The organism is Microcoleus sp. Pol8_D6 (genome assembly GCF_036700965.1).
Classification (GTDB): domain Bacteria; phylum Cyanobacteriota; class Cyanobacteriia; order Cyanobacteriales; family Microcoleaceae; genus Microcoleus.
In genome coordinates, this window is sequence record NZ_JAUBPW010000021.1 from 19,787 (window position 1) to 33,056 (window position 13,270).

Consider the following 13,270-nt stretch of genomic DNA (forward strand, 5'->3'; position numbering starts at 1 on the left):
CAGTCATTAGTCATCAGTCAGTAGTCATCAGTCAACAGCTTAACAACCTATGACTAATGACTACCGACTAATAGCTGTTAAACCGAAACTTGTTGCCATTCTAAGCGTTCCAGTGTGCGGGCACGTTCTAGGGCGCGCTCGAACGCTTCTAGTTTCGGTTCGAGGGTGATGGGTTCGCCGATGTAGCCTTGAACTGCTTCTTGCGTTTTCAAACCGTTGCCGGTAATGTAAGCGACGGTGGTTTCATCGGGATTGATTTTACCTGCTTCTACGAGTTTCTTCAAGACTGCGATGGTCGTGCCGCCTGCGGTTTCAGTGAAGATGCCTTCAGTTTCTGCTAGCAGTTTCATGCCTTCGATGATTTCGGTGTCGCTGACAGATTCAATGTTGCCGTTGGTTTTGCGGGCGATTTCCAAGGCGTACATACCGTCGGCTGGATTGCCGATCGCGATCGACTTAGCAATTGTATTCGGTTTCACCGGTTTGACGAAATCGCGACCTTCGCGGAATGCTTGGGCGATGGGGGAACAGCCGTCAGCTTGGGCACCGCTGAATCTGACTTTCTTTTCATCCACTAAACCGACTTCGATGAATTCATTAAAGCCTTTGTAAATCTTTGTGAACAAAGAGCCGGAGGCGAGGGGAGCGACGATGTGATCCGGCAATTGCCAGCCTAGCTGTTCGGCAACTTCGTAACCGAGGGTTTTTGAGCCTTCGGAATAGTAGGGACGCAAGTTGATATTGACAAATCCCCAGCCATGTGTATTGGCGACTTCGCAACACAGGCGGTTAACTTGGTCGTAGTTGCCGTGAACTGCCATGACAGTTGGATTGTAAATCAGAGTGCCGAGGACTTTGCCTGCTTCTAAGTCGGAGGGGATGAAGACTACGCAGTCGAGTCCTGCGTGGGCGGCGATCGCAGCCGTAGAGTTAGCTAAATTGCCGGTGCTGGCACAGGATACCGTTGTGAAACCCAATTCTCTCGCTCTGCTGAGGGCGACTGACACCACTCTGTCTTTAAAGCTGAGAGTGGGCATATTGACGGCATCGTTTTTAATATAAAGATTTTTTAGACCGAGGCGGCGCGCCAAGCGGTGGGATTTTAATAGAGGAGTCATCCCCGTGCCGACATCGATGACGTTATCTGTAGCGACTGGTAAAAATGCGCGGTAGCGCCAGATCGAGTTGGGGCCTGCTTCGATGGTTTGGCGAGTGACGGTGCGGCGGATGGCGTCGTAGTCGTACTTGACTTCAAGCGGGCCAAAACAGCAATCGCAGACGTGCTTGGCTTGGAGTTCGTACTCTTCGCCGCATTCTTTACATTTGAGGGCTGTGAAGGTTGCTGCTGTGGATTGTGTTCTGGTGGCCTGGGTCATAGCTCAACTCTCTAGTTTTGCGATGTTTTCTTAGTCTTGTGCAAGATTAACACGGTCAATTTACCCCGTCAACCATACCCGATTTTTTTAGTCGGGATTGATTTTTTAGTTACTTTTGAGGTAAACAGTGGTGTATTTAACTTTGATATTTGGGCGAGCGGGACGCCCACTCCACAAGGATTTGACTTGTTTTAAGGATCGGGCTGGACCTCCAGATTGTCAGACCCGCACGCGAGCCCGATCGAGTTCAAGGATGATTTGGCGACGGAATTGTTACAAAACTTAATAAATCTTTTTTGGGCGAACAATTGGGCAGTGGTGCGATCGAACACAACTACAAAACCTCGAATTTTTGATTAACTGAGATGTTGCACCATTCTCAAAAACAGGCAAGATGCCTGTTCCACAAAAAAATTCATCTCTTGTGGAACAGGCATCTTGCCTGTTCATAAAAAGCTTATTGAGAATGGTGCAACATTTCAGATTAACCAACTTAGGCTACCCGCCACTGACGGGAGGGATGAGCACAACTTCGTCGCCGTCTTGGAGGATGGTGTCGGGGGAGACGAATTCCAGGTTGAGGCCGAAGCGGGTACGATCGCGCCATTGTTCTAATTGAGGATATTGGGCGATCGAGTTTTCGAGCACTTGAGACACTGGGGTTTCGGGAGGAAGTTCTAATGTAAGTTCCGAAACGCCGTAGGCTTCACCGAAGGCGGCGAACAGTTTAACTGTGACGGTAATTGAAGAGTCAGACACGGTAGTTTAGTGCGATCGACGGTTTGGCAATTATCAACTACACCATACAATTAATTAGGAATTAGGCGCGCCGAGGCTTAGAATTGAAAGCGGCAACCTCTAGTTAAGTTTTACCCCATCGGGTAAAGATGATAGTTGATTGCAGCAAAAAGTCTTAACAATATTGTATGCCGATCGCTCTCACCAACCAGGCGTTAGAAGCAGTTGGCATCCAGTTAGATGCAGCTAGCTAAGGTCTACTTAGCTGCTGTTGAGGCTAATGCGAGAATAATTTTTGAGGATGCGGTATAGATACTTTACGGTAATTGTGGGAGAGTACAAAAAGCTCGCACTACATTTAGCGGGCAACAACGCAGACAAAGCCTTGTCAACCCGCTTCTCCTGACAAAAAATCAGGTTATCAATTGCGGCTGGGAATGTTCAAACCTTTACCCTGCTTAGCAAGCTAGCCTTTTTATCTAAGAACAATACTGAAGTTAACGCGATAGAGATATATGGCAAATAACGATTTTAAAGTGCTTCAAATTATTGAAGCTAAAGGCTGGTATGCCTTTGGGAGCACGAAGCAAAGCCAGCACGTTGAGAGATGGGTAAGGCCTGTCGTGTGTTGGGTTTTAATAGAAGATAAAAAAAAGCGACGGGTTGTGACAGCTACCGCTAGCTATCAGATCCAGATTGACGACAAAGAAGTCGAGTTTTTTGCCCACGAAAGCGAAATTCAAGATCTGGAGAGTCTCCCGAAGTCGGTCTCGGTATCGGAATTTCTGAAAACCGAAGATTGAGAGAAGGGTAGAAGGAGATAATTTAACAAGTTATTAATTATTCCTTAGTGATTCCTTAAACTTGCTGTCGGATTCTATGGGAATTAGAGGCAGAAGCTCTAGATTGGGGAGAGGAGGAGATGAGGACAGGGGGAGAATTTATACTTTTGCTTTGCCTTCTGCATCTTGTCTCCAATGCCTTAAGTAACCCAAAAAATAAAGAGGCCGGAAGATTGCTGGCAATGCCAACACGCTTCCGACCTTGCTGAATAACAGGGTATGCATATGTTTTTAAAGTATGGCAGGCAGGCTTTTGAGATATCAAGAGGACTATTGCAATCACCCACTTTTGCTTTCAGGCTGTGTTTGCAAGGCTCCTATTATTTTAGACTGAGAATTTGAAAATTGAGAGGGGGGAGGCTTACAGGTTAAGGATTCTAGCTATTTATCTGTAGCGGGTGCTACAAAAAATCGGGGCATTGGCGGACGATCGCACCTTCTCGGTAAATTGTTCGCACTCAAAGCTGAAAGTTCGATCGCCCGCTGTAACCGCTGCGACTTTAAACCCCAGTAGCGACAGGTTCAGGCTTCTGCTGCCGCATCCGCCGCCCCAGCAGGGCCATCCGCACGCCGCCGGCAGGCCCTAAAGTTACCCCCCGGCGTTTGGCCTGTACGGGCTTTTTCTCGGCCAATACGAGGTCGAAATCGCGCAAAATTGTTGCCAGCACCAGTTTCATCTCCAACTGCGCCAGCGCCAAGCCGATACAGCGGCGGCTGCCGCCTCCAAAGGGCAAATACTCGTAAGGCGAGAATTGCCTCTCCAAAAACCGTTCCGGTTTAAATTGCAGGGGTTCTGGATACAAATCCTCCCGTCTGTGGGTCAAATAAATCGAGGCGAAAACAACCGTGCCCGGTTCGAGTTGATGTCCCATCAGTTCCACGGGTGTGATCACTTCTCGCGGAAACGTCAGCATTCCCACCGGGTAAATTCGCACCGTTTCTTGACAAACTGCACTCAGATAAGGCAAGCGGGAAATCTCCATCGGGTCGGGATTTTCCCCCAAACTGTCCAATTCTTGCAGCAACTTCTGGCGCACCGAGGGCAAGTGGTGAATCCAGTAAAACGCCCAAGCTAGGGCAGTTGCTGTGGTTTCGTGGCCTGCAAACAGCAGCGTCATCAACTCGTCGCGCAATTCTTCATTGGTCATTGGTTGCCCGTTTTCGTCGCGCGCGGCCATCATTAAGCTGAGAATGTCGGTGCGGTTGGCATCAGGTTGCAGTCTGCGTTCTGCAATTTCGCCGTCCATCAGTTCGTTAATTTTCCGCTGCTGCTGTTTCATCCGTCCCCAAGGACTCCAGGGTCCCCAATCTTGCTGCATCCAGCCTAGAAACAGCATACTTGATCGCAAAGGAGAGCCGATCGTATCGATAATCGCAGCCAGCAGCGGGGACAGTTGCTGCAACCGTGGCCCGTCATCCAGACCGAAGACAGCCTGCAAGATTACCCGCATGGTGACTTCCTGCATCGCGCTGCGGGCCACAAAAGGTCGATCGACCGACCATTTGCTGGCAACATCTTGAGCGATATCGCAAATTAGTTGGCCGTAATTCCGCATCCGTTCCCCATGAAAAGGTGGCATTAATAATTGCCGATCGCGTTTGTGCTTTTCTCCAGAGATCACAATCATGGATTGTTCTCCCAGCAAGGGTTTAAGAATACCGTTGATCTCGCCTGGAGCGTCAAAAGCTTTGCTGTTGAACATTTCCTGGATGGCTTGCGGGTTGTGGATCATCACGAATGGTTTGAGCTTGCTCCATCGAGTCGTGAAAATCTCCCCGTACTTTTTGGCAGATAGATCCAGGTATGTCAGCGGATCGCCAATCCATTGAATTAGCTGCACGAAGCGGGGGCTTTTGGGGCCGTCAGGTAGTGTCATAGGAATTACCGGGTTTTTGGTCACAGGACTTAGCAGCATCAAAAAACCTCAAAGGGTTTGAAGGTTTATTCAATCCCTCCCAATCCTTGTTTTTAAGGGGAGAATTGCGTAAGTCCCATCTCCAATAATTTTAATAGCTTATTCTTTAACCGTGTTCAAAATATCCTCTCCAAGCTCTGTAAAACGCACAGTTTTGATTTGCCAAGGAGCATAACTGGTTAAAGTTTGGCGCACGCCCCCGAACAAACCTAACATTTGACAACTAGACAGATTTTGCAATTTTTGCCGCGAATTTCCGGAGGCTCGCAGATCCACGGTAGCTATTCCGAGGTCGCGATCGATCTTGAGGCGATAACCAGCCAAACCAAGACTATCGAAAATCTGCTGCTTTAACACTTCATTAACCGCCGATGACATTAACTGGTTGTCTGGACCTGTAACTGTTTCCGGCTTCAGAGTTTGACACAAAGTATCTACCTTATAAACCGTAACGGTGGCAGTATTTTCTGAGAGGGCAGCACTACCTAAAACTGAGGCAACAGAGTTAGAAGGCTGCGTTAATTGACTCGATTGAGCCTCAATTTGATTTCCCGTTAGCTGTAGCTGTTGAAACTGATGGGCGCTTCGGGAGAGTTGGCTCTGGTTTTCGGTTGAGGTAGCTGCATCTGAGCTAGAACAACCGCTACCGCCTATCAAAATTAACCAAACGCCTAAATATCCTAACTGTTTGCAGATACGGTTCATAGTTTTTAATACTCAACTAAACTTCTGTGTACGGAGGGTGAACTTTGGTAGTAGAAAGCAGTTAGTCCCTGATTACACTCACTTAGAAGTATTTCTAGGTATCCGTAATACGGAGATGAAAACAAGTTAAGAGTTCTGGTCAATACCTTCATTTTCATATTCGATCAATCTGGCACAGGAAGTATTAGTCATCATTTGTGCAACCCTGCAGTCTCGGTATCTCAGCAGATCAAGCTAGGGACCCCGATCGCAAAGTGATATCAAATACCGTGTCAGTAGGTGTGATGTCCCGTTGCAATTCGAGCCATTTCAATATCGGAGGTAAAGAGCCTCTTTCCGGTTTGCGATAGTCCCAGCTGGATTAGTAGTAATGAGGACAGAATTCCGACTGGCGCGCGCATTTTAAGCTCGCCTTCGGAGCGGTTTTTGAACAGCGCCGAAAGCGCGGTTAGATGGAATGCACAAGTCGCGAACAATATCAAAACTTACGCATTGAGAGCAAAGAAACCGGGTTGTTTAACCAGGCATAACGGCTGCAACGAAGTGTTTTCGTAAAAAAAACTGGTTTCTGGTCAAGTCGCGAATCACATAATTCCTCAGTCAGCGGATCTTTAACGAACAGGCGTGTCAAGGGTGTTATCGCAGCATTCGGTGATTTTTGTGTCGAATCCCATCAAAAAGAGTGAGAACATCATGAAACAGCAATTATTGACAAAAGTTTTGGTGGCAACAGCTTGCGCCCTCAGCGGCCTGACGGTTGCTTCTCAACCGAGTTACGGTCGGCGAGCACCGGAGGAAAGTGGATTTTGGTGTAACACCTCGACCGGTGCGCCGGTGACGGCGTACAAAAACCCTCAAGGTGCCGTAGAGCCTTGGATTGAGTGGACTTCCGATTATTTCTCCGGTTCTGGCTACGATCCGGCAACTCGGTGTCAATTAGTGAGTCAACGCCTCGAAATCTATCGCCGCCAACGAATGCTTAAGTACATTACTGCGGGCCAAATGAACGGCCAGAACGTCATCTGCACGGCGAATCAAGTCAATGGGCGGTGTCAAAATTTGATTTATACCCTCAGACCCGGCCAAGACCCGATCGGCTCCTTGTATAATTTGTTGGCTTGGCGCCAAGGATATGTCGGGATGCCGTCTTTTGATGAAAGCAGTAAAATTCCTTACATTGATGTCAGCGAAAAGCTAGGGGAAAACATCGATGATGAGGCGCAACTACCCCCTTTTCCCCACCGTTCGGACAGCCTTAAAGATTGGCAAATTTTCCATCCCATCACCAATTCCAAGGATTGAGGTGGCAAATTTGGCGCGTCAAACAGCGGTACGCATCCCGACGGGAATGTCTCCTGGTTCTGGGACGATCGTCCGGCAGCAGGGTCAAACCTATAGGATGCTGACGAACTAGCAGGTTGTGGCGATCGGACTTGTCAACGACGACAGCCTCCTCCACCCACTGCTAGGAGTTCTGAGGCGGCTTGGCGATATTGATCGGGCGATCGTTCTGTTTCGCAGCGCGATCGAGTATCACATAGCACCATTAAGCCTTGAGGCAGGATCGGTGTCTGAGGCAATGCTGGCAGTGGGCTTTCCTGCGGGTGCTGAGGTTGGGGGTTTGGCGGTGACACGGGCTTCGTTTCGGTGCTGCTACCCAAATCTTTGCCTCAAGGTTATAGGTTGGGCTATACAAATAAGGTTAAAATCGGTATGAGTCGCGACCCGATTTTTAATGCCAAAGGTTTCTTGATTGGGATTAACGGTAGGGGCAAGTATCGAGATCCAAATTTTGGCGTCTATGCTTTTGAAGATGGAAGTGAACCAACAGCGGAATGATTGGAAAAAATGGTTAAATCCAGTTGGGGAATTCCGATTCGTATATATTTGCAGTTCGCGTCGTTTCATCTAGGGAGTTATCGATGAATGTGTGGAGTTTGCGGTTTGACGCGCTGACAATCATCTTGACAGGTGCATTAACAGTGACGGCGGTTGTCTGCCAACAATATGCTGCCTGTGCCAAAACAGCCGAAGAAATTGCCCAGCTAGCGACGTTGACAACTGTGGAAGTCAACAATACGCTGGGTTTTTTTGCTAGTGGATCGGGAGTAATTATTGCCAAACAGGGTAATATTTACACTGTTCTGACAGCTAATCATGTGGTGGCAAGCCTCGCTCAAAAATACAGCATTCGCACTCATTTGGAAAAGGATTATGCTGCGATTAGAATACAGCGCCTACCGAAAAATGACACGGATATAGACTTGGCTTTGATACAGTTTCAGAGCCGAGAACAGTATCGAGTAGCACCAATGGGCGAGTCAGAACGTGCTGTTGTGGGTTCTGCTATTTACGTTTCTGGCTATCCGCTGCCCATTTCGGGATTTGAACGAAAACTTGAGTTTACTGCTGGTATCATTTCTTCTCGCTTGGGCCGCGCCTCATCAGGGTATCGTCTGCGCTACCAAGCTGTAACCAGGCGCGGGATGAGCGGCGGGCCTGTATTTGATGCGGATGGCAGGGTGGTAGGAATTCACGGCCAGGGGGATACTGTTGGCACAATTAGGAGTCAGTGGAACGGTCAGATTGAGGAGATTAAAACGGGGTTGAATGCAGCAATCCCGATCGATGCTTTTAGGGAATTGCTATCACAAAATAAGCGAAACAGCTTTGATATTCTCAGCAATCTTTCTCTCAGCAACGCCTTCGATCAAAACCAACCGAATCGGGGTGATGGAGGATTTGTGTGCGATACCTCGACCGGGGAACCAGTTACTGTGTATCAAAACCCACAAGGGTTTAGGGAGCCTTGGATTCGCTGGAATTCTAATTTCTTTTCTAGTTCGGGCTACGATCCTCTAACTCGCTGCCAACAAGTGACTCAGCGCCTTGAGAATTATAACCGCAATAAACAGCTAAATTATGTGACTGTGGGTATTGTAAATAACCAGAAAGCGATTTGCACGACTAGCCGTGTTAATGGGCCTTGCGAAGGTCTGATCTACACGCTGCGCCGCGATCAAGATCCGACTCCTGCACTTAGTAGTTTTTTTGTTTGGCTGAGGAATCAAAAGGCTGTGCCTTCTCTTTCTGAAAGCGGTAGTGTGCTTTATATCGATGTCCGGGAACGGCTGGAACAATTTTAGATTGGGGATTTAATATTTGTAATGGATTAGTAATGGATTAGTAATGGGTAAACACAGAACCGCGACTTTTTGCATAAGTCGGGGCTCTCAAACAACTACTTATTAGCTTAAAAATTGAGATATTTTACTTATTTATCATTCACATAATAGAACTAATGATTTTTTGGAACACAGAAGCTATAAAATTACTCTTACATTAATCCAATTCAAATTTTTCCGGTATCAAGCATGACAGCAACTACCCCGCAGGCAACGTCAACAACGCCCGCTTTTTGCGAAGGCATTCAATATTTTTCTGAAACAGTCCCTGGTTTTGATACTTATGGGAAAGTACCTGCGATCGCCGAGGGGAGCAACTCGATCGCCGATCCTGCCGATCCCGTCGCCGTCTTTCAAACGATGCTGGGAGCAGACGCGCTGCGCTACCTGACACTGCAAGTCACCGCCAGCAAGGCATCGGGACATCCAGGGGGTTTTGCTAGCCAAGCTGAGGCTTATGCCGCTTTGGTGATGCTGGGACACAAGAACATTGTCACCGAAGTCGGCCATCACGCCCCCGGCTTTTACAGTGCCATGTTTCTCGATCGATCTTTGGAGGATATGGGAATTTTCAACGTGCAGCAAGTGCGCGATAAATTCCGAGAAAAAGACGGTTTGTTAGGACATCTTTCCGGTTTCATTCCCGGCCTTTTAGCACCGGCGGGTCCCCTCGGACAAGGGCAGCATTTCGCAATGGCTGGAGCGCTTTTGCACCGCGAAAAACTGTTTGCTTTCACCATGGGCGACGGCGGCATGGGCGAACCCTATCCGATGAGCAGCATGGCGCATTTCCACACTGCTTATCCCAGCGTTACTAACTTTTTGCCTGTGTTGGTTTGGAACGGATATTCTCAGGAACATCACAGCATGGTTTCGACTAAAACTAATGCTGAAATGATTGCTTATTGGCAAGGCAACGGTTTTGAAGAAGTTATCTTAGTTGATGCTAAGGAATTTGACGATAAAAATCAACCGGAAGATTATGTTGACAGCACTGCTTTTTCGCTCGAACAGCGGATGGCATTTACCAAAGCTGTTTTACAAGGAGTTGACAAAGCGGCAAAATCTGCTCTCGGCGGCAAATTAACTGCGTTTATTATCAAACAGTTGAAAGGTGCCGGCGTCCACGCGCGCGGAGCAAAATCTCACAACCTTTATCCCAAAGATACGCTGGATGCACCGCACATTATCAGTGCTTTAAAAGAGCGCGCTTTGACTGCGGCCGCTTGGGATATGGTGCGGAAAAATTGCGAGCGTGCGGGCGGCGGGCCGGCGGCGAAAACTGTTGTTACGGAGTTTACATTGCCGCTGCCAGATTTAGGCAAATTGCCTTTAGAAGAATTTGCAGTTGGGGGAGAACCGAAGATTTCGACAACAGCAATGGGGGTTTTGGTAGGGAAAGTTGGCGAGCGCGATCGTAATTTTCTTGTCACTAATGCTGACGGCAATGAAGCATCAGCAATTGCCAATATCAACCAAGCTCTCAAAATTATTCACCCGACGACAGATGACCTGTACAATCAATCGCCAAACGGTCAAGTTTATGAACCGTTAAGCGAAGATGCTTGCGCGGGTTTAGCTGTAGGTTTATCGCTATTCGGAGCGCGGAGTTTGTGGTGTTCCTACGAATCTTTTGCCATTAACGGTTTACCAATTTGGCAAACTGTAACCCAAGCAATGGCAGAATTGCGCCGTCCAACTCCGGCAACTGTCACCTTATTTACAGCGGGTGCATTGGAACAAGGCCGCAACGGTTGGACGCACCAGCGGCCGGAAATTGAGGCTTATTTTGCGGCGATGATGCGGAACGGAAATGTGTTTCCTTTGTTTCCACCAGATGCTAACAGCATTCAAGCTTGTTACGAGTGGGCTTTGACTGCTAAAAATAAGGGAGTTGTGATTACTGCGAGCAAGTCGCCGCTGCCAATTCGCACTACTTTTGAACAGACTCGCCAAGCTTTGCAAGACGGTGCAATAGTCCTGCACGAAGTCGATTCCCCGCAAGCTACCCAGAATCAAGGAGGGAGCAAGAAAGTTGTGTTTGCAGTTGTCGGCGACATGACGTTAATGCCAGTGTTTGAAGCGGCGGCATTTTTGGAAACAGAAGGGATTGGAGTGCGGATTGTTTCTGTTGTGAATCCCCGCCGTTTGTACCGTGCTAGCGATGTTGCTTGGGATACTTGTTCGGAAGCTGACGGCGGCTTTTTGAGCGATGAGAAATTTGCTGAATTGTTTGGCGGAGATGCCTTGATTGGCGTGACAGGCGGCGCTTCTGGGATGTTGGAACCTGTGATGCTCCGCAGCAATTGCAAGCGGGATACTTTCGCTTGGAAGCGGGGGGAAACTACTGCTAGTGCTGGTCAGTTGATGGCGTTTAACGGGTTGACTGCTGAGGCGTTGACTAAAAGGGCGATCGAGCTAGTTCATTAAGTTAGAATGTGAGTGAATGCCCCTGCCTGGTTTGTGCTGGGTAGGGGCTAGTAATATTTATTTAAAATAGGATGGTGATACCTGTGACTGCACAACTTTTAGAAGAAAGAGGTACGCTTGCAGAACAGCGATTGCTTCTCCCCGGTTATTATACTTGGGAGCAATTTGAGGATCTCGAATCTTTGATGGCCGACTCTCCGGGTTTACGGATAACTTATCTTGATGGGTGGATCGAGTTTATGACAGTGGGCGAAAAACACAAACAAATTAAAAGTGTTTTGGCTATATTTATAGGACTTTACTTTTTTGAGAAAGGGATTAATTTCATTCCTGTAGGGAGTGCAACTCGCAGAGACCGGGCAAGAGATGTATCATTTGAACCAGACGAGTCTTATTATATAGGTTCAAGAAAAGAGCACCCCGATTTAGCCGTGGAAGTAACGATTACTAGCGTTAGCACAAATAAACTCGCTAAATATCTGCGACTTCGGATTGCTGAAGTTTGGTTTTGGGAAAATAATCGGCTTGCTGTCTATCGGCTGCGCGAGGATGATTACGAGCAAGTTTCAAGAAGTGAGTTTTTGCCGGAGTTGGATTTAGCATTGTTGGTACGCTGCGTTTTAATGCCTTCAATAATTGAGGCAAGGACGGAGTTTCTTAATGGAATTAGGCAAGTGGGTTGAATGCTGAGGAGTTGCTAAAAAGTGGGATCGTCTAGGAGAGCTTCGCTAAGGACTTGATTGGTTAAGCTAAAATGTGACAGACAACCATTGGCTCTCACAAACAGCCTTTGCGCGATCGGCTCCAACGATTGGTTAGACTTGTAGGTGTAAAGTTATTAAATTATTCCTATCTCTCTTCCTTCATCTGCGTGAATTAGCGTCAATCGATTTTCATCTGCGGTTCGAGGAATTCTCTTTTTTTTACCGCAGATGAGGGCAGATAAACACAGATTAACGCAGATGGATTATCTCAAGTTCGGTTGCACGATCCGTGATTTTTGGCTTATGTGCAGCTTTAACCTAATATTTAGGGGAGAATTTATTCTCAAGTTTTTCGTATTTTACTGTTAGATAAGTTTGCTTTGTTAGCTGGGAATGTAGCGAGAGTGTTAGAGGTTGTGCTGCGACGGGATATCAATATTGTGTGAAATATGTGTCTTAATTTTATTGCTTTTTTCCCCGCAAGCCATTAACCAAAAACTCATCATCGATCGATCGCCCGCAGCGACAAACTCATCCCGCGAAACCAGATAGCTGGCTATTTCCGACTCGGAAATCAACCCTTGTTTGACCATTTGCAAAATGGGCCCGGAGTCCAGCAAAGGTTCAAACGCTTCAATTCCAATTAAATCGCTGTGGCTGACAACCGCTTCTAAATCAATGCTACCAAACCCAGCTTCTTTGAGAATGCGGCACAGATTTCGCCCTACGCATAAATTGCCGCCCCGCGATGCCATTACCTGCTTGAATTTCTCCCTGACAATCTCGACTGACCAAGGCGGATTTGTTAGCCAAAACAGATCCGCATCGCTATCGATAATCACCAGTTTTCCCCCAGGCTTCAAGATGCGGAATATTTCTTTAGCTGCTGCGACGGGATCGGGAAGGTGAACGAACAGCAAACGGGCGATCGCAAAGTCAAACGTGTTATCCTCCAAACCAGTATCCGCCACCGATGCTTGAATGCGATTTACTCGATCGCCCCCTTTGTCCTGCAAATATGCTACTGCTTTTTCGTGCAGTACCGGGTCGATTTCTACCGCTGTCACCGAACTGTTTGGCAGCAATTCTAAGAGTTTTTCAGTGAAAAATCCCGGCCCGCTACCAGCTTCCAAAACATTCATCCCGTCCGCTAAACCGAACCAAGTTAAATTGCGCGCTTCCTTTTCCCAACTGAGGAGAACTTGACTTTTTAACCGCTGGATTTCTGCGTCAAGTTCCAGATTGTACGTGCTGGCTTGATACGAACCTTCTGCTACCATAAAATCATTCTTTTTCCTGCTGCAACACCTAGATTATAATAGAACTGCGCTTTAGCGCAATTCTCGTTGCGGACATCCACAACCCCAGTTGGCG

Annotated in this window: 12 protein-coding genes; 6 read left to right on the plus strand and 6 right to left on the minus strand. The window is 47.6% G+C overall.

Annotated elements, in window-relative coordinates; all coding sequences use genetic code 11:
• Positions 1-77: 77 nt before the first annotated feature.
• Positions 78-1,376, minus strand: a complete 1,299-nt coding sequence (thrC, locus tag QUA10_RS11020) for a threonine synthase (protein WP_333041631.1) — start codon at positions 1,374-1,376, stop codon at positions 78-80.
• Between the two features lie 498 nt (positions 1,377-1,874).
• Positions 1,875-2,135: a MoaD/ThiS family protein gene (locus QUA10_RS11025; RefSeq protein ID WP_190660528.1), complete on the minus strand. Its 261-nt coding sequence runs from the start codon at positions 2,133-2,135 to the stop codon at positions 1,875-1,877.
• 494 nt (positions 2,136-2,629) lie between these two features.
• On the opposite strand from QUA10_RS11025, the gene QUA10_RS11030 reads away from it, so the two are divergent.
• Positions 2,630-2,917: a hypothetical protein gene (locus QUA10_RS11030; RefSeq protein WP_006632921.1), complete on the plus strand. Its 288-nt coding sequence runs from the start codon at positions 2,630-2,632 to the stop codon at positions 2,915-2,917.
• 539 nt (positions 2,918-3,456) lie between these two features.
• Here QUA10_RS11030 and QUA10_RS11035 read toward each other — a convergent pair.
• Entirely contained in the window at positions 3,457-4,833 is a 1,377-nt protein-coding gene (locus QUA10_RS11035; protein WP_333082858.1) for a cytochrome P450, read from the minus strand.
• Between the two features lie 138 nt (positions 4,834-4,971).
• Entirely contained in the window at positions 4,972-5,577 is a 606-nt protein-coding gene (locus QUA10_RS11040; RefSeq protein ID WP_333082857.1) for a hypothetical protein, read from the minus strand.
• A 693-nt stretch (positions 5,578-6,270) separates the two neighbouring features.
• Here QUA10_RS11040 and QUA10_RS11045 point away from each other — a divergent pair.
• Entirely contained in the window at positions 6,271-6,879 is a 609-nt protein-coding gene (locus tag QUA10_RS11045) for a COP23 domain-containing protein (RefSeq protein ID WP_333082856.1), read from the plus strand.
• Positions 6,880-7,013: 134 nt separating this feature from the next.
• On the opposite strand, the gene QUA10_RS11050 is transcribed toward QUA10_RS11045, so the two are convergent.
• Complete coding sequence (locus tag QUA10_RS11050) at positions 7,014-7,238, minus strand: hypothetical protein (protein ID WP_333086243.1); 225 nt, start codon at positions 7,236-7,238, stop codon at positions 7,014-7,016.
• A gap of 52 nt (positions 7,239-7,290) precedes the next feature.
• On the opposite strand from QUA10_RS11050, the gene QUA10_RS11055 reads away from it, so the two are divergent.
• From QUA10_RS11055 to QUA10_RS11070, 4 genes are all read left to right on the plus strand, one after another.
• Positions 7,291-7,416 carry a hypothetical protein gene (locus tag QUA10_RS11055; RefSeq protein WP_333082854.1) on the plus strand — a complete coding sequence of 42 codons (126 nt, stop codon included), beginning with the start codon at positions 7,291-7,293 and terminating at the stop codon, positions 7,414-7,416.
• An 83-nt stretch (positions 7,417-7,499) separates the two neighbouring features.
• A complete protein-coding gene (locus tag QUA10_RS11060; protein ID WP_333082853.1) occupies positions 7,500-8,723 on the plus strand; it encodes a COP23 domain-containing protein in 1,224 nt (407 codons plus the stop codon).
• Between the two features lie 228 nt (positions 8,724-8,951).
• Positions 8,952-11,192, plus strand: coding sequence for a phosphoketolase (locus QUA10_RS11065; protein WP_333082852.1), 2,241 nt, complete (start codon positions 8,952-8,954; stop codon positions 11,190-11,192).
• A gap of 83 nt (positions 11,193-11,275) precedes the next feature.
• On the plus strand, positions 11,276-11,875 hold the full coding sequence (locus QUA10_RS11070; RefSeq protein WP_333082851.1) for a Uma2 family endonuclease: 600 nt from the start codon (positions 11,276-11,278) through the stop codon (positions 11,873-11,875).
• A gap of 428 nt (positions 11,876-12,303) precedes the next feature.
• Here QUA10_RS11070 and QUA10_RS11075 read toward each other — a convergent pair whose 3' ends face one another.
• Positions 12,304-13,176 (minus strand): class I SAM-dependent methyltransferase, encoded by an 873-nt coding sequence (locus QUA10_RS11075; RefSeq protein WP_333082850.1) that lies wholly within the window; start codon positions 13,174-13,176, stop codon positions 12,304-12,306.
• Positions 13,177-13,270: the final 94 nt, after the last annotated feature.

Excerpts from the sequence above, each read along its gene's own strand:
- QUA10_RS11030 (WP_006632921.1), top strand. The coding sequence starts at position 2,630 with ATGGCAAATAACGATTTTAAAGTGCTTCAAATTATTGAAGCTAAAGGC.
- QUA10_RS11035 (WP_333082858.1), bottom strand. The coding sequence starts at position 4,833 with ATGACACTACCTGACGGCCCCAAAAGCCCCCGCTTCGTGCAGCTAATT.
- QUA10_RS11060 (WP_333082853.1), top strand. The coding sequence starts at position 7,500 with ATGAATGTGTGGAGTTTGCGGTTTGACGCGCTGACAATCATCTTGACA.
- QUA10_RS11045 (WP_333082856.1), top strand. The coding sequence starts at position 6,271 with ATGAAACAGCAATTATTGACAAAAGTTTTGGTGGCAACAGCTTGCGCC.
- QUA10_RS11055 (WP_333082854.1), top strand. The coding sequence starts at position 7,291 with ATGAGTCGCGACCCGATTTTTAATGCCAAAGGTTTCTTGATTGGGATT.
- QUA10_RS11075 (WP_333082850.1), bottom strand. The coding sequence starts at position 13,176 with ATGGTAGCAGAAGGTTCGTATCAAGCCAGCACGTACAATCTGGAACTT.
- QUA10_RS11040 (WP_333082857.1), bottom strand. The coding sequence starts at position 5,577 with ATGAACCGTATCTGCAAACAGTTAGGATATTTAGGCGTTTGGTTAATT.
- thrC (WP_333041631.1), bottom strand. The coding sequence starts at position 1,376 with ATGACCCAGGCCACCAGAACACAATCCACAGCAGCAACCTTCACAGCC.
- QUA10_RS11065 (WP_333082852.1), top strand. The coding sequence starts at position 8,952 with ATGACAGCAACTACCCCGCAGGCAACGTCAACAACGCCCGCTTTTTGC.